Annotated in this window: 18 protein-coding genes; 6 read left to right on the top strand and 12 right to left on the bottom strand. The window is 63.9% G+C overall.

Going from position 1 to position 19,249, the window contains the following annotated elements; genetic code table 11:
• Nucleotides 1-16 precede the first annotated feature (16 nt).
• Nucleotides 17-958 carry an aminodeoxychorismate lyase gene (locus QRN04_RS17855; protein WP_284977365.1) on the bottom strand — a complete coding sequence of 314 codons (942 nt, stop codon included), beginning with the start codon at nt 956-958 and terminating at the stop codon, nt 17-19.
• A gap of 86 nt (nt 959-1,044) precedes the next feature.
• Between QRN04_RS17855 and cls the strand changes: the two genes are divergently transcribed.
• Nucleotides 1,045-2,520 carry a cardiolipin synthase gene (gene cls, locus QRN04_RS17850; protein ID WP_284977364.1) on the top strand — a complete coding sequence of 492 codons (1,476 nt, stop codon included), beginning with the start codon at nt 1,045-1,047 and terminating at the stop codon, nt 2,518-2,520.
• A gap of 38 nt (nt 2,521-2,558) precedes the next feature.
• Here cls and pabB read toward each other — a convergent pair whose 3' ends face one another.
• The 5 genes from pabB to uriH all read right to left on the bottom strand — a co-directional run bounded on the left by pabB (nt 2,559) and on the right by uriH (nt 8,726).
• The gene (pabB, locus tag QRN04_RS17845) at nt 2,559-4,619 is read right to left on the bottom strand and encodes an aminodeoxychorismate synthase component I (protein ID WP_284977363.1); all 2,061 of its coding nucleotides are present in this window, start codon (nt 4,617-4,619) and stop codon (nt 2,559-2,561) included.
• A complete protein-coding gene (locus tag QRN04_RS17840) occupies nt 4,616-5,188 on the bottom strand; it encodes a low molecular weight protein-tyrosine-phosphatase (RefSeq protein WP_284977362.1) in 573 nt (190 codons plus the stop codon). Before QRN04_RS17840 ends, pabB begins: the two co-directional genes overlap by 4 nt.
• A gap of 108 nt (nt 5,189-5,296) precedes the next feature.
• On the bottom strand, nt 5,297-6,265 hold the full coding sequence (locus QRN04_RS17835; RefSeq protein WP_284977361.1) for a ribokinase: 969 nt from the start codon (nt 6,263-6,265) through the stop codon (nt 5,297-5,299).
• Nucleotides 6,262-7,713, bottom strand: a complete 1,452-nt coding sequence (uriT, locus tag QRN04_RS17830) for a uridine transporter UriT (RefSeq protein ID WP_284977360.1) — start codon at nt 7,711-7,713, stop codon at nt 6,262-6,264. Before uriT ends, QRN04_RS17835 begins: the two co-directional genes overlap by 4 nt.
• Complete coding sequence (uriH, locus tag QRN04_RS17825) at nt 7,713-8,726, bottom strand: uridine-preferring nucleoside hydrolase UriH (protein ID WP_284977389.1); 1,014 nt, start codon at nt 8,724-8,726, stop codon at nt 7,713-7,715. Before uriH ends, uriT begins: the two co-directional genes overlap by 1 nt.
• A gap of 189 nt (nt 8,727-8,915) precedes the next feature.
• Between uriH and QRN04_RS17820 the strand changes: the two genes are divergently transcribed.
• Complete coding sequence (locus QRN04_RS17820) at nt 8,916-9,956, top strand: LacI family DNA-binding transcriptional regulator (protein WP_284977359.1); 1,041 nt, start codon at nt 8,916-8,918, stop codon at nt 9,954-9,956.
• A 1-nt stretch (nt 9,957) separates the two neighbouring features.
• On the opposite strand, the gene QRN04_RS17815 is transcribed toward QRN04_RS17820, so the two are convergent.
• The gene (locus QRN04_RS17815; protein WP_284977358.1) at nt 9,958-10,584 is read right to left on the bottom strand and encodes a LysE family transporter; all 627 of its coding nucleotides are present in this window, start codon (nt 10,582-10,584) and stop codon (nt 9,958-9,960) included.
• Nucleotides 10,585-10,633: 49 nt separating this feature from the next.
• On the opposite strand from QRN04_RS17815, the gene QRN04_RS17810 reads away from it, so the two are divergent.
• A complete protein-coding gene (locus QRN04_RS17810; RefSeq protein WP_284977357.1) occupies nt 10,634-11,707 on the top strand; it encodes a DNA polymerase IV in 1,074 nt (357 codons plus the stop codon).
• 37 nt (nt 11,708-11,744) lie between these two features.
• Here the strand turns inward: QRN04_RS17810 and QRN04_RS17805 are convergent, their stop codons facing one another.
• From QRN04_RS17805 to QRN04_RS17785, 5 genes are all read right to left on the bottom strand, one after another.
• Nucleotides 11,745-12,734 carry an aldo/keto reductase gene (locus tag QRN04_RS17805; RefSeq protein WP_284977356.1) on the bottom strand — a complete coding sequence of 330 codons (990 nt, stop codon included), beginning with the start codon at nt 12,732-12,734 and terminating at the stop codon, nt 11,745-11,747.
• Between the two features lie 76 nt (nt 12,735-12,810).
• Entirely contained in the window at nt 12,811-14,046 is a 1,236-nt protein-coding gene (locus tag QRN04_RS17800; protein WP_284977355.1) for an RNA polymerase sigma factor, read from the bottom strand.
• 39 nt (nt 14,047-14,085) lie between these two features.
• Nucleotides 14,086-14,445, bottom strand: a complete 360-nt coding sequence (locus QRN04_RS17795) for a YciI family protein (protein WP_284977354.1) — start codon at nt 14,443-14,445, stop codon at nt 14,086-14,088.
• 103 nt (nt 14,446-14,548) lie between these two features.
• Nucleotides 14,549-15,364 carry a methyltransferase domain-containing protein gene (locus QRN04_RS17790; protein ID WP_284977353.1) on the bottom strand — a complete coding sequence of 272 codons (816 nt, stop codon included), beginning with the start codon at nt 15,362-15,364 and terminating at the stop codon, nt 14,549-14,551.
• Between the two features lie 45 nt (nt 15,365-15,409).
• The gene (locus QRN04_RS17785; RefSeq protein ID WP_502868825.1) at nt 15,410-15,967 is read right to left on the bottom strand and encodes a MarR family winged helix-turn-helix transcriptional regulator; all 558 of its coding nucleotides are present in this window, start codon (nt 15,965-15,967) and stop codon (nt 15,410-15,412) included.
• A 202-nt stretch (nt 15,968-16,169) separates the two neighbouring features.
• Between QRN04_RS17785 and QRN04_RS17780 the strand changes: the two genes are divergently transcribed.
• The 3 genes from QRN04_RS17780 to QRN04_RS17770 form a co-directional block, all read left to right on the top strand.
• Nucleotides 16,170-18,338 carry an MMPL family transporter gene (locus QRN04_RS17780; RefSeq protein WP_284977352.1) on the top strand — a complete coding sequence of 723 codons (2,169 nt, stop codon included), beginning with the start codon at nt 16,170-16,172 and terminating at the stop codon, nt 18,336-18,338.
• 43 nt (nt 18,339-18,381) lie between these two features.
• Complete coding sequence (locus QRN04_RS17775; RefSeq protein WP_284977351.1) at nt 18,382-18,954, top strand: pyridoxamine 5'-phosphate oxidase family protein; 573 nt, start codon at nt 18,382-18,384, stop codon at nt 18,952-18,954.
• 75 nt (nt 18,955-19,029) lie between these two features.
• The coding region (locus QRN04_RS17770) for an NAD(P)/FAD-dependent oxidoreductase (RefSeq protein ID WP_284977387.1) at nt 19,030-19,249 on the top strand (220 nt) is incomplete at its 3' end.

The raw sequence follows: 19,249 nt of genomic DNA, 5'->3' as shown, positions 1-19,249 counted from the left end.
GGTTTGAGGTCGGGGTTTACTCGATCCCGGCAAACAACTCATTCAGTTCGGCGGTGAGTTGCTTCCGCACATCGGGAGCGCCCACCTCTTTGCCGTTGATGTGGTTCACGGGCGCGATCAGCCGGATGCTCGAAATGAGCCAGACGGCATCGGCGTCGAACAGGTCCTGCGGTTCCAACGGACCATAACCGAGTTCCCAGCCAGCCGCCTTGGCCGCTGCAAAGAGCGCCCCTTGCGAGGTTCCCGGGAGGATGCCGCTGTCCAGCTGGGGAGTGATCAGGCGCCGAACCGTCCTGGCTGAACCTTCGCCGTCGTCCACTGTCTCCAAGTGCGCCAAAAGGACCGTGGAGGTGGGGCCTTCCAAAACGCGGCCGTCAGTGGACGTGAAAATCGCGTCGTCCGCGCCCTGTTTGTGCGCGTACCGAAGCGCCGCCATGTTCACGGCATAGGACAGGGTCTTGGCCCCAAGCAACAGCCACGGTGCGCGCTCGCCGGCTTCCGTATCAAAGCCACGGTCCAAAAGTACGACGTCGATACCCGTCTCGCGTTGCCGGCGACTACCTGCAGGGGAGGGTGAAGCCTGCACCCAGCAGGTGGGGCTCGAGGCACCCTCGACGCCGCGGGTCACGAGCAGCTTGACCACGACTTCGTCTTCCTCCGGGGTAGGGACCGGATGGACCTGGCGGAATTCATTGATGGCGGTGGAAATGGCTTTGCGCCACGCGTCCTGCCCAGGTAATTCCAAGTCCAGGGCAGCAGCAGAACTTACCAGCCGATTCAGGTGCGCCTGTACCTTGCGGGGCCTGCCTTGGACGGCCAGCAGCGATTCGAACACACCATCACCACGGGTGGCACCGAGGTCCGTTGCCATGAGTTGCGGCTGGCTCGAATCAGCAATGCGGCCGTTTTCGACGGCGGGGTCCAGGAAAACGAGGACTGTCGGTGCAGGGGAAGTCATGGTCCCAGCTTAGTGCTGGGCCTCAGGGAGCGCCTTGGCCGGATAGGCTGTGGTCACCGTTGTTCATGGATCGTAGGGGTTGTCGCGTGCTGTTTCCTTTTCCGTTCGGCCAGGAGTGGACTTGGCTGCTCACCGTGTGGGCCATCGTGGAAGTCGGACTCCGCATCGTACTTTTGGGGGTCATCCCCGGCAACCGTCGCCCGACCACCGCTATGGCATGGTTGTTGACGGTCTTTTTGGTGCCCTCAGTGGGCTTTATTTTATTCCTCCTCTTCGGCAACTTCCGGCTGTCCAAGCGCAGGCGTCAACAGCAGGAAGATGTCAACCGCCGGGTCAGGGCCGTCACGGATGGGCTGGCCGAAGCCGGGAGCGAGTACGCGGGCCCCGAATGGGTGACGTCCGCGGGGGAGCTGAACCGGAGGCTCGGCTCGCTGCCCATGGTTGACGGCAACAAGGTGGAACTCATTCCGGGCTACGAGGAATCCATCAAAGCCATGACGGAGGCCATCAAGGGCGCCAAGAACTACGTCAACGCCGAGTTCTACATCATGAGCAGCGACTTCCTGACCAACGATCTCCTGACGGAATTGGAAAAGGCCGCGGACAGGGGAGTGACCGTCAGGCTCCTCTTCGACCACATCGGAACGCTCCGCATCAAGGGTTACCGCCGCTTGATCCGTCGCCTCAGGGCAAGCCAGGTGCAGTGGAAGCGAATGCTCCCGCTTCTGCCCATCCATGGTCAATGGCGCAGGCCCGACTTGCGGAACCACCGCAAGATCATGGTGATCGATGGCGAGATTGCCTTCACAGGATCGCAAAACCTTATCGAGCCCTCCTATAACAACCCGAAGCACCGGAAGGTTGGCCGGAAATGGGTTGAGCTCATGTCCCGGCTGGAGGGGCCGATCGTTTCCACCCTCAACGTTGTCTTCGCCACCGACTGGCTGAGCGAAACCGACGAGTCCCTGGAAGACCAATTGCGCCTGCCCACGCAGCCACCACCACCCGGGAACGTCACGGCCCAAGTGGTTCCCAGCGGCCCGGGGTTCGCCACGGAAAACAACTTGCGACTGTTCAACACCTTGATCTATTCCGCGCAGCACAGGATTTCCATCTGCAGCCCGTACTTTGTCCCGGATGATTCCCTGCTGTATGCCATCACGACCGCAGCCCAGCGCGGGGTGGACGTGGAGCTCTTCGTCTCCGAAAAGGGCGACCAATTCCTGGTCCACCACGCCCAGCGCTCCTATTACGAGGCGTTGCTTGAAGCCGGCGTCCGCATCTACTTGTACCGGGCACCGTACGTTCTCCACGCCAAGCACTTCACCATCGACGACGAAGTGGCTGTCCTGGGTTCCAGCAACATGGATATGCGCTCCTTTTCCTTGAACATGGAGGTCTCGGTGATGCTGTTGGGCGCCGAGACCGTGAACCTCATGCGGTCAGTGGAGTCCACGTACCGGGAGGTGTCCCGTGAGCTTATGCTGGATGACTGGATGGACCGGCCCGCCTTGGCCAAGTATGTGGATAACGTGGCCCGGTTGACCGCGACGCTCCAGTAATCGGCACCCCACAGGCAGCACGGCTCAGGCCTTTCCGCTCAATCCGGGAAAACGGCGCCCAAGGTCGAGAGAACACCGAAGGCCTTGGTCCGGATCTCTTCGTACTCGTCGTCCGCCGTCGAATCCGCTGTTATGGCCCCGCCAACGCCGAGGCTCAGCGTGCGGCCGCCGTCGCCGTCGGGGTGGATGACCAAAGTCCGGATCACGACGGCCAGATCAGTGGCGGCGTTCAACGAAAAGTAGCCGATCGCTCCTGAGTAGATGCCGCGCGGACCGTCCTCAAGTCCGTCCAGGATGTCCATGGTGCTGATCTTCGGGGCGCCGGTCATGGAGCCGGCGGGAAAGGCCGCCGCCACGGCCTCTGCCCGCGGAGCGCCGGGCCGCAGATGTGCATCTACGGTGCTCACCATCTGGTGGACGGTGGCGTAGGTTTCGATCGCGCAAAGCCGGCTGACGGAGACCGAACCGGGAACTGCGAAGTGGCTGAGATCGTTGCGCAGCAAGTCCACGATCATGATGTTTTCAGCGCGGTCCTTCAACGACGTTTCCAGTTGGTGCTTCAGCGCGGCGTCCTCGGCACTGTCGGCTGAACGGCCCCGGGTTCCCTTAATTGGTTCGGCACGCATGCCGCCGTCGGAATGGACCCGGAGGAAACGCTCCGGTGAGGTGCTGGCGACCGCCAGCTCGCCGAACCGAAGGTAACTGCCAAACGGGGCCGGGTTCCGGCGTCGAAGGTCCAGGTAGCTGTGCCAGGAATCGAGGTCCCCGGCGGGCGCTTCCAGGGTGGTGGTCAGGCAAACTTCATACGTGTCGCCCTCGCTGATACGGTGCTGCGCTGCTGCGATTTTGCGTTTGTAGTCCGTGGAGGAGTCCCGGCTGACGAACTCGGGCACAGTGCGCTGGGAACGGTCGACGGCGGCAGCCCCGACGGCGGCAGCCCCGACGGCGGCAGCCCCGCCAGCAGCAACCTCGACGGCGGCGCGGGCCTCACGCAGCCAAGGATCGGCGTCGGGAGCGTCCAAGGCGAGCAACCACACCGTCCGTTCGCGGTGGTCCACCACAACAGCCCGTCCAGCGAAAAGGAGGGCAGCGTCCGGAGTTGGCGAGGATACATCATTGCCGCCGGTTTCCCGTTTGAGTTCGTAGCCCAGATAGCCGAGCCAGCCGAGCGTGAACTGCCCGTCGTAACCCCTGGGTGCCCGCACGGCGTGGCGCCCCCACACCGAATCGAGCCAACGGAAAAAGGGGCCGGTGGTCCTGACCGTTGCGGAGCCCGCTGTCACTTGCGTAGCGCCTGCGCGGTGGAGGACCGACTGTCCGAACATCCCGGCGTCGTCCGCCAGGATACTGAACCGGCTCCGCGCGGCCGCTTGCGGGGACTCAGGCAAGGCCGATGCGTTGGAGGAATCGAGCCAGACGGCGTTGGTGGAGCGGTCGTAAAGGGCCTCGAACAGCAATGCAGCGTCCGGTGCGGCGGCGATCCGCTCCGCTCGGAGCTGCAGCCCCTCCCGGGCACCGAGCTCGGGCGAGATCGTCGCGGCCATGGACGGCAGGTACATCAAGGCCCGCAGCACGTCGGCGGGGGCGCTCCCGTTCGCGGGATTCTCCACACGGACGTCTGCGGCATCGATCACAGCATCGGATCGCAGCCACTCCTCTTCCTGGGCAGCCCAGCCGTCCCAGTGCGGTTCGTAGGTGCTCCCGTCGCGTGAGAGAGCCCGACGGCGGCGGTCCTCGCTCGGGGATTCGACCCACACCACCGCATCCAGCAAGGGGCGCGCGGAGTGGGCGGCCGCGCCAACACCTTCCACGATCACCACCTCAGCGGGAAGCGTGACGTTCGTGGCGCCGTCGTAATGTCTTTCCCAATCCCAACTGGTCCACTCAGCTGCCAGTCCTTGGCTTAGCGGTGCGAGGACGGTGGCGACGTACCGGTCGATCCCGGCGGCGAGGCCGTTCCAGCCGGGATAAATATCCTCCAGATGGAACAGCGAGACCTTGTGGTGCTCCCTCAACCGGGCCGCCAATTCAACGGCCAACGTGGTCTTCCCTGCGCCGGACCGCCCGTCCACAGCAATGATCACAGGTTTTGGGGTCATGACATAGAGGTTACCTGCTGAGGTTCCCCGCCCCGTCGGGCTGTCTCCTGTGCAGCGGACAGGCCAAGTGCAGCTTTCACATGCTCCACAATGCCCGGGACGGCCGCATGGATGAGCTTCCACGTGGTGTCGAAGTCTGTGTGGCCGCCGTACCAAGGGTCTTCAATGCCGAGGTCGAGTGAGCTGCGGCCGGCCATGGCCGGGTCGAAGCTCCTCAGCATCCGGACCTTGTTCAGCGATTCGGGGCCCGGTGCACCCTGTTGGAGCCAGCCGAAATGGTCCACGTCCAGCGCCAGGATCAGGTCCCTTTCGGTGAACCATTCCTGCCGCCATTTCCGCGCAGTGTGGTTCTCTGACGGGATGTTATGGGCTGTCAGGACCCGCGCCGCACGGGGGTCAATGGGGTGCCCCACCTCGTATCCTGTGGTCCCTGCGGAGTCCACCAGTACAAGCTCGCTGAGCCCTTCCGCGTCAAAAGCTTCACTCAGCATGAGCGCTGCCATGGGCGAGCGGCAGATGTTTCCTGTGCAGACCGTAATGATGCGGTATGGGCTCGGCGTTGAGTACATTCAGCAAGCATGGTGGACGGCACCCCCTCTTGGCTAGGGGGCCACTTCACAACCTCGCCATGATCTTGTCAAATTGTTTGTCAAAATTGTCACGCTGGGAACGCCGGGCTAGGCGCCCCGTAGCTCCTCGACGTCGGCGGTGGTGGGATACGCGGCCTGCGTGCCCTTTTTGGTGGCGGCCAATGCTGCCGCCACGGAGGCAAACGCAGCCGCATCCGCCAGGGAATCACCGGCCGCCAGTCGCGCGGCGACGGCGCCGGTAAAGGCGTCGCCGGCACCCGTGGTGTCCACTGCGGACACTGGGGTCGGTGCGATGCGGGTGATCCGGCCCCCGGCTTCAGCCGGGGCGTCGAGCACCATCGAACCCTTGGCGCCGAGTGTCACCAGCACGCGGTGCAGCCCGCGCTCGGCAAAACGGCTCTGAACCATTTCCCATGCCTCTGCGCCGGACCCGGGATCGGGAATGGTTGCTTCGGATCCCAGGAACATCGAGGCCTCATGCGCGTTGACCAGCAACACGTCGGTCAGCTCGGCCAGGACCTCCGGCACCTCAGCGTACGGCGAGAGGTTGAGCAGGACGGTGGTTCCGGCGTCGTGCCCTGCCTGGGCCGCGGCGAACACGGTATCGATCCCCACCTCCAAACACAGGCACACCACGGCGGCGTCGGCGAAAGCCCCGGACGCCGCCTCGACGTCGGACGGCGCCAGGGTCCCGTTGGCGCCGGCAGAGATGATGATGCTGTTCTCTCCGCTCGCGTCCACCGAGATGACGGCGACGCCGGTGGCAGCATCGGCGCGACGGACGCGGGAGACGTCGACGCCGGAGCCCGCCGTTGATTCCAGCAGCATGGTGCCGTTGGGGTCATCGCCCACGGCGCCGATCAGGCTGACCCGGGCGCCGAGCTTGCTGGCAGCGACGGCCTGGTTAGCGCTCTTGCCGCCGGGGTTCACTGCGAAGCCGCTCCCGTGGATGGTCTCTCCCGGTTGCGGGAGGCGCTCGCAGTAGATGGTGAGGTCGGCATTCAGGGAGCCGACGACGACGACGCCCGCCTTGGGCGCGCCCGTTTCGGTGCTCATGCGCTCACCTCTGTGGTCGAGGAGTCCGTGACCTCGGCTTCCACCGGCTTGGGGATGAGCAAGGACGCTGCCAGCGCACCGACGGTGATGACAAGGCCCACCACCACAACCGTCAGGTAGGACGCTTTGGGATCACCCATGGAGGACGTGGCCACCAGGACAGCAGGCAGGACCAGGAAGCTGAGCCCTGCGCCCAGGTTGAAGGCGCCGGCGTTCATTCCGGGCAGGAATCCCGGGTTGCCTTTCGGGGAGAGGACCACGCCGAGGCCGTTGAGCATGATGTTGACTGTGCCGGCATACATGATTCCCAGCAACGCCGTCCCCACGATCATCATGGGCAGGCTGTTGAGGCCGAAGAACGCGATGACGGCCAGTGCCACCAAGCTGCCCAGCATGCCGATCCGCAACACCTTGGTGTAGCCAAGGACGGGAGCCAGCCGGCCACTGATCGGGCCGAATACCCAGCCGAGGAGCGCATACGGGGTGAGGATCATCAGTGACATTTCGGTGGGGCCAACACCGAAGCCGGGATTCGCCGCCTGCACGTATGCAGGGACGATGCCGTTGATGACCGCGAAGATGCCGGTCATGGTGAGAGTGGTGGTCAACAGCGGCGCCCAGGTTGCGCGTTGGCGCAGATGGACGGTCTCCACCATGGGCTGCTTGGCGCGCTTTTCGACCGTCCAGAAAGCGAAGAAGGCGACGGCGGCAATCACGGTCAGGCCGATAGCGAGGGTCAACGTTCCGGCGTCGAACGCGGTGGCCAGCTTGGAGCCCTCATTCAGCGCCGTCAACAACGCACCTACCGCGATGACGATGCAGAACACGCCCAGCCAGTCCATGGAGGTTCCTGCCGCGGGCTTGCTTTCGCCGGCCAACAGGGCAACCAGGGCGGTAGCCACGACGGCCAGGACGACCATGAGCCAGAAGATGCTGCGGAAGCCGAAGTTCTCGGCGAAGTAGCCACCGACGAAGGAGTCCACACCGGCCACTCCCCCGTTGACCGCTGTGATGAGGCCCATCAAAGTGCCGTATTTGCGGGGGTTGGTCACCGATGAGCGCAGCATGATCAGGCACAGCGGAACCGTGGGGCCACTGACGCCTTGGATGATGCGGCCCACGAAGAGCCACGTGACATCCGGGGCAAGGGCTGCGATGACCGATCCAACGGCCATGAGGATCATCATGCCGACGAGGATTTTCTTGCGGCCAACAATGTCGCTGAGCCGGGGGAGGAAGAGGGAGAAGAGCGCCGCGGCGGTGAAGAACCATGTCTGAGACAGGCCAATGGTGGCTTGGTCCGTGTGGAGTTCGTTGCCCATGGTGACCAGGGCCGGGCTGAGCATGGAGGCGTTGAGCTGGAACGCGACACAGGCTGCCAGCAGGGCAACCATGAGTGCGGTGACGTTGCTGCGGGAGGATTTGGTTTCGGTGACGAGCGGGGGCATTAGTTGGCCTCTCCTGTGAGGACGGATTCTGCGACGGAGCCGGCGTCAGCGCCGCCGTCGAGCGTTGGTTCGCCAATCCTGGCGATTGCGTCGGTGACCAGGTCCCAGAACTTGGTGTGGTCCAGGTCCACGGCAACCGAGGTGTGGCAGTCCTCGGGCGCGGGTGCGCGGAAATCGGCCACGGTCATGCCGAGCGTGAGTTTGCCCTGGAGCTCGATGTCCACGGGGACCCTGCGGGTGGTCATCACGGTGGGGTCGATCACGTAGGCCACCGCACAGGGATCGTGGACGGGCGGGAAGTCGAAGCCCTGCGCGTCCTTGTAGGTCTTCTTGAAGAATTCCATCAGCTCCAGGACGAACTTGGCAGGCTTGGTGCCGATCGCTGCAATGCGGTCCACTACCTCGTCCGTGGCCAGTGCCTGGTGGGTCAGGTCAAGGCCCACCATCACCACGGGCCATTTCTCGTTGAAGACGATGTGGGCGGCCTCGGGATCGATGATGATGTTGAACTCCGCGACGGCGCTCCAGTTGCCCACGTGGTAGCCGCCGCCCATGAGGACCACTTCCTTGACTCGTTCCACAATGCGCGGTTCCTTGCGGGCAGCCATCGCAATGTTGGTCAGGCCCGCTGTGGGAACCAGTGTGACCGTGCCCGGCTCATGCGCCATGACGGTTTCAATGATGAGGTCGACGGCGTGGCGCGGGTCCAGCTCGATGGCGGACTCGGGCTGCTCCGGGCCATCCATGCCGGAGTCGCCGTGGATGCTGGGCGCAGTTTCGATGGTTCGGACCAGGGGACGGGCGCAGCCAGCGGCGAACGGGACGCCGGTGATGCCTGCGATGGTGCCCACGGTCAAGGCGTTGCGGGTTACCTTTTCCAGGGTCTGGTTTCCCACCACGGTTGTCACGGCGAGCAATTCGATGTCCGGGTTGCCGTGCGCAAGCAGCAGTGCCACCGCATCGTCATGGCCGGGGTCGCAGTCAAGAATGATCTTCTTGGCTGCGGATGTCATGGTGTTGGGTTCCACGTTTCTCTCCACGTCATTGGGGCTTGGCTTGTCGTTGCCAGATGAGGGCTTCAAGCATTCGAAGGAATTCTGGCACCCGCGCAGGGCACACGTCAAACGCTTAACGTTTGTCCACGTCAAACGCTTGATGCACTGTGCCATTCTTGGTGCCGGGAACCCGGCTACGATCGATGCATGGATACCCTGGACCTTCGCAACGCCAGAGCGCCCCGCGTGACGGCGGCGATGGTTGCTGCACGTGCCGGCGTGTCCACAGCCACCGTTTCCTTGGTGGCCAACGGCAAAACCCAAGGCCGGGTCTCGGAGGACAACATTTCCAAGGTCCGCACGGCCATCACGGAGCTGGGCTACGTGGTGGACGGCATTGGCAGTTCCCTCGCCAAGGGCGTGAGCTCCATCGTCATCCTGGTGACGCCGGACGTGTCCAACCCGTTCTTTGCCAATGTCATTAGCGGAGTCCGGGAATCCCTTGGCTCGCAGTACCAGCTGCTGCTGTCAGTGACCGACGCAGGGGAGTCACCCCAAGCGGATGATGTCCGGAAGCTCTTGGCACTGCGGCCGGCCGGGTTGCTGCTGGGCGCCCCCAGCGCCGAGTTCCTTGAGGAGCTGCACGCAGCCGGCCCGCTGGTGCTGCTGGACGCCCCCGGGATGGATTCCTATGCGCCTTCGGTGAACCTCGACGTCGCCCAAGGAGCCCGCGAGCTGGCCAGGCACCTGGCGTCCTCGGGCCACAAGCGCGCCGCGTACGTTGACGGAATCACAGGCACGGCCACCTTCGAGCTGCGGCGGGAAGCCTTCCTGGAAGAGGCCCAAGCCTGCGGGCTCGCGGTTGATGCGGCCCACGTCATCAGCACAGCGATCGACGTCGGTGCTGCCGCCGGTGCCTTTGCCCAAGCGTGGCCGGGCTGGAAGCGCGACGGGGTGACCGCCGTCGTATGTGGCACGGACACGCACGCCTACGGGGTGCTGCAGGAAGCGCGCGTTGAAGGTGTGCGCATTCCCGAAGAATTGGCCGTGGCGGGTTTCGACGACCTGCCGTATTCGGCCACCAGCAACCCAAGCTTGACCAGCGTCCACCTGCCTGCCACCCCGCTGGGCCGCAAGGCGGGGGAGCAACTGCGGGGGCTCATGGAAGGGCTCGAACTTGAAGAGCCCCACGTCACGTTGGAGAGCTCGTTGGTGGTGCGGGGGTCTACCCGTACTTCTGGCGCGTGACCTAGTGGATCGCCGCGAGCAGGATTCCCACCAGGACGAAGAGGCAACCGAACAGGCGGTTCAGGACCTTCTGGCCGTGCTGGTCGTGGGTGAAGCGCTGGAATGAGCGCGCTGCCATGGCGAAGAAGAACCACATGACCATAATGTCGATCGCCAGGACCGTGGCCGTGAGCACAACGTATTGCTGAACAAGCGGCTGGTCCGGACGAATGAACTGGGGCATGAACGCCAGGAAGAACACAATCGCTTTTGGGTTCAGCAGGTTCACCCAAATGCCGCGTTGGAACATGGACAACGCCGGCTCGTTCTTCTTGTTGGCGACTTCCTCTTTGTCGAGGTCCGGTTTGTGGAGGAACTGCCGGATGCCCAGATACACCAAGTACGCCGCGCCGGCATAGCGGATGATGTTGAAGATCAGCGGGGAGTTGGACACCAGCACGCCCACGCCCAAAGCCACGATGACTATGTGGATGACCAGCGCCACTTGTTGTCCCAGAATGCCGAAAATGGAGCGGCGGAACCCCGAGTTGAGCGAGTTGCTCATGGTGAAGATGGCACCGGCTCCGGGCGTGAAACTGATCAGGGCGCCGGCGCCGACGAGGGCCAGCCAGAGAGAAAATTGCACCATCCCAGCTTATGCCGGAGCCACCGGCCAGCGCGTAAGGCAGACTGGTGACGTGAGCGGAATCCCATGGGTACTGCATGTAGATCTCGACCAGTTCATCGCCGCGGTGGAGGTGCTGCGGAGGCCTGAACTGGCAGGAAAGCCAATCATTGTCGGTGGCAGGGGAGACCCGACGGAACGTGCCGTGGTGTCCACGGCTTCCTATGAAGCCAGGGCTTTCGGAGTCGGTTCAGGGATGCCGCTGCGCATCGCCGCCCGGAAAGTTCCCGACGCCGTCATCCTGCCCGTTGACCACGAGGCGTATTTGGAGGCGTCGGAAAATGTCATGATGGCCCTGCGTGAGCAGCCCGGTGCCACGGTCCAGGTGTTGGGCTGGGACGAAGCTTTTGTGGGCGTGGTGACCGAGGACCCCGAGGCGTATGCCCGGCAGATCCAGGCGGCGGTTCTGGAAAGAACCCGCTTGCATTGCAGTGTGGGAATCGGTGACACCTTGGTCCGGGCAAAGGTTGCCACCAACTTCGGAAAACCGGCCGGGGTCTTCCGCCTGACCCGGGAAAACTGGCTCGAGGTCATGGGGCAGAAACCCACCATCGAACTTTGGGGCGTCGGCTCCAGGATTTCCAAGAGGCTGGCCGGCCACGGCATCACCACGGTTGCAGAGCTGGCCGCCGTCGACCCCGTCGCCTTGGTGCCGGAGTTCGGCCCCAAGATGGGGCCGTGGTACGCCGAGCTTGGACGCGGCGACGGCACAAATGTTGTGGATGACACCCCATGGGTTGCCCGTGGGCACAGCCGGGAAACCACGTTCCAGCATGATCTGACCGAGCCTGCGCAGGTGGAGGACGCCGTGAAGGAGTTGACGACCTCGGTCCTGAAGGACGTCGTGGCCGAGGGCAGGCCAGTGATCGGGCTGACGCTCAAGGTCCGCTACGCCCCCTTCCTCACCAAGACACATGCCCGGAAGATCCCCGCGACGTTCGATCAGGACGATGTGCTGGCCCGCGCCCTTGACCTCAGCTCAGCGATCGAGCCCGGGCGGCCCATTCGGCTCCTGGGGCTGCGGGCCGAGATGTCCATGCCCGAGGACGCACGCAAAGGACACACCCCGACCCGCGGCGGTTGGTAACAGTAACCGCAACGCTAACGGCGACGGCGGCAGCGGCCTACCAGCGCGGGTGGACCGCTTCGCGGAAGTAGCGGTCGTAGATGTCCCGGACCCGGACCCCATCGCTGAGGTCCGCACCAACTGACTGCATCCCTCCGGCCTCGGCGTTCGCGGCAGCCTGCACGGCGGAACGGGCTCCCGGAATGACCGTGCTGACGCCGTCCTGGGCGATGATCCAGGCGAGGGCCGCCTGGGCGGTGCTGACGCCGTCGGGCACCAACCCGCTGAACTCCTGCGCGGCCTTGACGCCAGTGGCGAAGTCCACGCCGGAGAAGGTCTCGCCGACGTCGAAGGCTGAGCCGTCCCTGTTGTAGTTCCGGTGGTCGTCCGCCGGGAATTCGGTGTCCGGCGTGTACTTCCCGGACAGCAACCCGGAGGCCAGGGGCACCCGCGCGATGATGCCCACGCCGGCCTCTTTCGCGGCCGGCAGGACCTCGTCGAGGGGCTTGAGCCGGAACGCGTTGAGGATGATCTGGACGGTGGCCGTGTTGCCGCGCTTGATGGCTTCCAGGGCCTCCTCTGTCTGCTCCACGCTGACGCCGTAGTTGCGGATGGCGCCTTCGCTGACCAGGGTGTCCAGGGCGTCATACACCTCGTCCCTGCTGTAAACGGCCGTGGGTGGACAATGCAACTGGACCAGGTCCAAGGTGTCCTGTTGCAAGTTCCTGCGCGAGCGGTCGGTCCACTCACGGAAGTTGCTGAGTGTGTAATTTTCCGGGATTTGGTCCACCCGGCGACCCATTTTGGTGGCGACAGTCAAGTCCAGGTTTGGATTCTCGCGCAGGAAGCGTCCGATGAGCTGCTCGCTGCGCCCATCGCCATAAACATCTGCGGTGTCAAAGAAGGTAACACCCGCAGCCACCGAAGCCTCAAGCACCGAGTGCGCGTCCTGTTCGGTGACGGAGCCCCAGTCTGCTCCCAGTTGCCAGGTCCCGAGCCCAACGGTAGAGACGGATCGACCGGTCTTGCCAAGTATGCGCTGTTCCATCCTTCGACTATATGTTGCCGAGGCACCCTCACTTCAAGGCTTGGCCATGACCTTCTTTGATGCTCGCCAAAGCGGGTCAGGAAGCCCCGGCTGCGTCCAAGGCGGCCACCTTGCCCATCAGATATCGCCGCTCCTGCAAGCTTCCGGTCTTTTTCGCAGCCGCCAGATACGCAGCCCGGGCTTCGGCGGGGGACCCGGACAGTTCCAGCAAGTGCGCCCTCACCGCGTCCAGGCGGTGGGTTCGGCCCAAGGCGGCGTCAAGGCCGGACAACGCTGAAAGTCCAGCAGCAGGCCCTTCCACCTTGGCAACGGCCACCGCCCTATTCAGTGTGACCACAGGACTGGGAGCAATGGCTTCGAGCACCGAGTACAGCGCGAGGATCTGGGGCCAATCAGTCTCAGTGTCCGAGTCCGCTTCTGCGTGGACTGCGGCAATGGCGGCTTGCACTTGGTAGGGCCCAGGGCCGGACCGACCCAACACCGACGTCAGCAACGCAATGCCTTCACCGATCTGCCCATGGTTCCACAAGCGCCGGTCCTGTTCAGCGAGGGGCACCGGCGTCCCATCGGCGAGCGTCCGTGCCGCACGACGGGAATCCGTGAGCAGCATCAGCGCCAGCAAACCGACACCCTCACCTTCACCCGGCGCCGCCTCCTCCAGCAGCCGGGTCAACCGGATCGCCTCCGCGGTGAGGTCCTCGCGCTGCAGCGACGGGCCGGAACTTGCAGCGTAGCCTTCGTTGAAAATCAAGTAGAGAACCTGAAGTACGACGCCGAGCCTTGCCTTGCGCTCGGATGGCGGCGGCAGGTGGAACCGGGCCCCCGCCTTCTGGATCCCTTGCTTCGCGCGGCTGATGCGCTGGCCCATGGTCGCTTCGGGGACCATGAAAGCGGAGGCGATTTCCGCCGTCGTGAGTCCTCCGACGGCGCGCAAGGTCAAGGCGAGTTGTGAAGGTGCCGACAATGCTGGATGGCAGCAGAGGAACATCAGGGTGAGGGTGTCGTCCGCTTCCGGGGCGTAAAGCCCGTGGGGGTCGACCTCCATTGAAGCCGCGCGTTCCTCGCGGGTCCGCCGGGCGCTTTCGCTGCGCCAAGCATCCACCAGGCGCCGCGAAGCGACCGTCAACAACCACGCCCTCGGATTCTCCGGCAGACCTGAAGGCCACTGGATTGAAGCGTCCAGGAGCGCCTCCTGGACGGCATCTTCGCAGGCATCGAACTGACCGTGCTTGCGCAGCAGCACACCGAGGACCTGCGGCGCCAGAGTGCGCAGCAGGTCCTCGATGCGTCGATCCGGGACGGGTTCAGCCATGGGCCTGGATTCAGTCACGGGCCTGGATTCAGCCAAGGCCTAGACGTCCGGCGGCCCGTCGGCAATGGCGCGAAGCTCCACAACCTGGGAGTACTTCACGATGCTGGAGCAGATCTCCACCGCCCGTTCCTCGCTGGCCACATCAACCACCCAATAGCCCACCAGCGATTCCTTGGACTCGGCGTAGGGGCCGTCCGTTGTGACAACGCCGTCCGGAGTCTGCTTGACGAGCTTGGCCGTGCTCCCGTCGGCGAGCCCTGCATTGAAGACGAGTTCCCCGCTGGCCGTGAGGTCCTTGTCGATCTGGATCATGAATCCAATCATTTCCCGGACCCACTCAGGGTTGGCCGTCTCCATCATGCCTTCAGCGGATCCGAACATCATGATCATGTATTTCATCTCAAACTCCTTGTCGGGGCGCTCCGGTGCGGGCGCCTTCATCCATGGGTCGGAACCGCGGGCGGCATTCCTACATGCGGGGTGGAACTTCTTTTGGTGGTTCTCAGGCTCGTGCGATCACTTCGCCATTGGGGATGAGGAAGTAGCCGTCCGAGGTAGCGCCCCAGCGGTGCCAGCCGGCGGCGATCCGGGCAAGATCAGCCTCGTTCGCCAAGCCATACTCCAACGCCTGCTCAGCGAACGCGGAGTGCAGCACCCGCTCGCTCCAAACCCGTGACTGCCAGGCCCGCTGCTGGGCTGTGGCATACAGCCAGTTGCTGCTGCTGGGGGCCACTTGGGTAAACCCGGCCTGCTGCGCCCACGAAACCAAGCGCCTACCGGCGTCGGGCTCCGCACCGTTGCGCCGGGCGATCTTTTGGTAGAGCGACATCCATTCATCCAGTTCGGGAACTTCCGGGTACCAACTCATGCCGTGGAAGTCAGCGTCGCGGACGGCAACGATTGCACCCGGTTTGGCCACGCGCCGCATCTCACGCAGCGCTGCCACGGGGTCGGTCAAATGCTGAAGGACCTGATGGGCGTGGACGAGGTCGAAAGACTCGTCCTCGAAGTCCAAGTCATAGATGTTGCCAGTGCGGAACTCAACGTTCCCCACCCCCCGCTCGGCGGCCAGCTTGGTTGCCTGGGCCACGACGTCGGGCGAACGGTCCAGACCAACAACCTGCCCCGGTGCCACCAACCCGGCGAAATCGCAGGTGATGCTTCCTGGTCCGCATCCGACGTCGAGCACCGACATTCCGGCGATGAGGTGGGGAATGACGAATGCAGCAGAGTTCTCGGCTGTTCGGGACGCATGGGCCCGGACCACCGACTCGTGGTGACCATGGGTATAGACGTCTTCGGGCTGCTGAGCGTTCATAGGGAAACGCTACAACTTGGAATGCGGATTTGAGCGGAACGCGGCTCAGCCGGGTTCCGGGTGCGTGGCTTCCTGCCGAGCGGCCAACGTAGCCTCCACCATGTCCGTCATGAATCGGCTAACCAGGTCCAATTCCTGGGGACTGTACGCGGCCATGGCTTGGCCCATGCGCACGGCCAGCGGCATGAACATGGCGCTTCCGTCCCGATAGGCCTTGGGTGTCATGCGCAACTGCACCTGGCGCCGATCGGCACCTAGGCGCTCGCGGACCACGTGCCCTGAGGCGTGCAGCCGGTCCACAAGTGCCGTCGTGGCCGGGGAGCTGAGCCGTAGTTCGGCGCGTAGGACCCCCGGCGTGACAACGTGCCCGGCGGCGGAATGACGCATGATCACCGCCAAGGCGTTGAGATCGGTTCGGTGCATGTCGTTCTTGCCGCCCGCTGCGTCCACATAATGGTTGGCTTCCAGAGTGAAGTCCTGGAGCAGGCGAACCAGCTCTTGTGGTGCCGCGTTTTCCGGGCGCTGGGTTCCGGGCTGTTCCGGGCTGGGCTGTTGCGGGGCGGGCTGTTCCGGGCCGGGCTGGGGGACTCTCGGGTCAGACACGTGTACCCTCCTGTCCGCGTTGCTCATGGCCCATCTGCATGAGCTTTCGTCTTCCTGATATTGCTTTCCGGATATTACTCCCGGCACTGCGCAACAACCCTATCCGGGCACCACCCCTCACAAGCAGCTCTTGGAATAGTTCCATGATAGAGATAATCTATGGTGGAATAAAGCTCAGCCGTCCCACGATGAAGAAGGAACCATGAACCCGCACAAAGTCCCCTTCTGGTTGCGTTGGCTGCTGCCCGTAGTCCTGGTCATCACATGGCTGGGCATCGCGGGCGTCGGGGGCCCCACGTTCGGACGCCTGGACGAGGTCTCCTCCAACGACCAAGCCTCGTTCCTTCCGGCGGGCGCTGAAGCCACTGAAGCCGGGGACTGGCAGGTGAAGTTCCGCGATTCCAAAGAAATCCCCGCTGTGGTCATTCTTGAAAGCGATGCTGCACTTACCCCGCCGCAATTGGGCGAAGCAGCAAAGCTGAAAGCCGGCATTCAGGCACTCCGGCTGGGGAGCGCCGTCGTCGGCCCCATTCCATCGCAGGACGGCAAAGCCGTGCAGTTCATCGTGCCTGTGTCCTCCTCCAATGAGTTGCGGACCCACGTCCAGGAACTGCGCGATACCGTGCGGTCCGGCGTTCCGGGGGTTCACGCCTTTGTGACTGGCCCTGCCGGGCTGACCGCAGACCTCGTCAACGCCTTTGGCGGCATCGATGGAATCCTGCTGTTGGTCGCACTGGGTGCCGTTTTTGTGATCCTGCTGCTGGTGTATCGCTCGCTGGTGCTGCCCCTGGCCGTTCTGTTCACCTCTATGTTCGCGCTGTGTGCAGCCATCCTTCTGGTGTTCGGCATGGCCAAGATGGGCTGGATACAGCTCAACGGCCAGAGCCAAGGGATCTTGTCCATCCTGGTGATAGGCGCGGCCACCGACTACGCACTGCTGTTCGTGGCGAGGTTCCGCGAAGCCCTCACGCACACCAGCAACCGCACGCGCGCCGTCGTCACGGCCTGGAAGAAGTCCTTCGAACCGATCCTTGCCTCGGGCGCCACTGTCATCGTCGCCCTTCTCTGCTTGCTTTTCTCGGACCTGAACTCCAACAAGGCGCTCGGACCCGTAGCCGCGGCCGGCATCCTCTGCGCGCTGTTCGCGGCATTGACGCTGTTGCCGGCGCTGATGGCCCTGCTGGGGCGTGCGGCCTTCTGGCCTTTCCGGCCCAAGCTACTGCCCGACGACGAACGCGAACCTGAGATTGTCACCGGACTTGAAGGGCAGAAGGGCCTGTGGCGGGGTGTCGCTACGTTGGTCTCCAAGCGTCCGCGGGTTGTCTGGGTGGCCTCGACGCTCATCTTGCTGGTTGCAGCCACGGGCGTCCTCCAGTTGAAGGCCAACGGTGTTCCGCAAACCGATGTCATCCTCTCCGCGTCCGATGCCGTTGATGGCCAAAAGGCACTCGCGCGCCATTTCGACGCCGGCAGCGGCAGCCCCGCCGTCGTGGTCGCTTCGCAAAGTGCAGCAGGGCAAGTCCTTGAGAAAGTGAAAGCCACACAGGGCGTGGGTGATGCGTATCTGTTGGCTGAGGGGAGCGTTCCGCTGCCCGGGGCGCCCGGGGCGCCGAGCGAACCCGCCGTCCGGGATGGCAAGGTCCTGATCAACGCGACGCTTAACTCGGCCGCGGACTCGGTGGAAGCGGAGAACACCGTGAAGTCCCTACGTTCGGCCGTCAAAGTTGCGGATCCCGGGGCGTTGGTAGGAGGCGTCACAGCCATTGCCCTGGACACCAACACCACGGCTCAACATGACTTGGCTGTCATCATTCCGATCGTCCTCGTGGTCATCTTTTTCATCCTGATGCTGCTGCTCCACTCTGTGGTTGCGCCCCTGTTGCTGGTGCTTTCCGTGGTGCTGTCCTATGCCGCGGCTATGGGCGTCTCCGCGTGGGTCTTCAACGGTGTGTTCAAGTTCTCCGGTGCCGATGCCACCGTGCCGCTGTTCGGCTTCGTGTTCCTGGTGGCCCTTGGGGTGGACTACAACATCTTCCTGATGAGCCGTGTCAGGGAAGAATCCCTCAACCATGGGACGAGGCCCGGCATCCTGCGGGGGCTGGCGGTAACGGGCGGTGTCATCACCTCGGCAGGTGTTGTTTTGGCTGCGACCTTCGCGGCACTTGGAGTCATCCCCATCATGTTCTTGGTGCAACTGGCGTTCATTGTGGCGTTCGGCGTGCTGCTGGATACCGTGCTGGTCCGATCGCTGCTGGTGCCGGCGTTGGCGTACGACATCGGAGCCCGCATTTGGTGGCCGGGGAAGCTGGCCCGCCGGCCTGTGCCTTTGGCAAAGGGAGCCGAGGAGGAGCGGGCTGTCTCGCGGTTTTGAGACGTGTTTGAATGGTCCCTGCAAGCCATGGGAGCGTAGCTTCATGGGCAAGGTACACGGTGCAATTGACGAGCGGATAGCGAAATTCATCAACCGGCAGGTGGTCTTTTTCGTCGCGACCGCGCCGCTGTCCGCCGATGCCCATGTCAATGTATCCCCGCGGGGCTTGCCCGGCACCTTTGCAGTGCTCGATGAGAAGACCTTCGCCTGGCTCGACGTCACCGGCAGCGGCAGCGAGACAATCGCCCATCTCCGCGAGAACGGCCGCATCACCGTCATGTTCTGCGCTTTCGACGGGCCACCGAACATTGTCCGCCTCCATGGCAAAGGGCGGGTGGTCAGCCGGTACGACCCCGACTTTGACTCCTTTGTCGCACACTTCGAAGACAAACCCGGCACCCGCGCTGTCATCGTTGTCGATGTCACCAGGGTCTCGGATTCATGCGGCTGGGGCGTGCCGCTCATGACCTTCGAGGGCCACCGCGAACTCCTCGGGCCCTATTTCAGCCGCAAAGGAGCACAAGGCAGCGCGGAGTACCGGGTGGCAAAGAACCGGGTCAGCATCGACGGGCTGGCGGCTTACGACTTTGACCCCATGGAAACAGGGAAGGCGTGAGAGGGCGGCCGCTATACTCGGTGCATCGAAGGGTGTTGATAGGCCAGGCCAGCGAACGGGAACGCCATGAGCGCAGTGGGTAGCGAACAACTGATCATCATCGGCTCCGGTCCTGCCGGCTACACGGCCGCGATCTATGCCGCCAGGGCCGGGTTGAACCCCTTGGTTTTGGCCGGTTCGGTCACTGCCGGTGGCGCGCTGATGAACACCACCGACGTCGAAAACTTCCCTGGTTTCCCAGGGGGCATCCAGGGTCCTGAGCTGATGGACGGGCTCCAGGAGCAGGCGGAAAAGT

It is taken from the genome of Arthrobacter sp. efr-133-TYG-104 (assembly GCF_030208915.1).
In the GTDB taxonomy this organism is placed as follows: domain Bacteria; phylum Actinomycetota; class Actinomycetes; order Actinomycetales; family Micrococcaceae; genus Arthrobacter.
The sequence above is the reverse complement of the archived record's forward strand: the minus strand, read 5'-3'. Positions and strand labels throughout refer to the sequence as shown.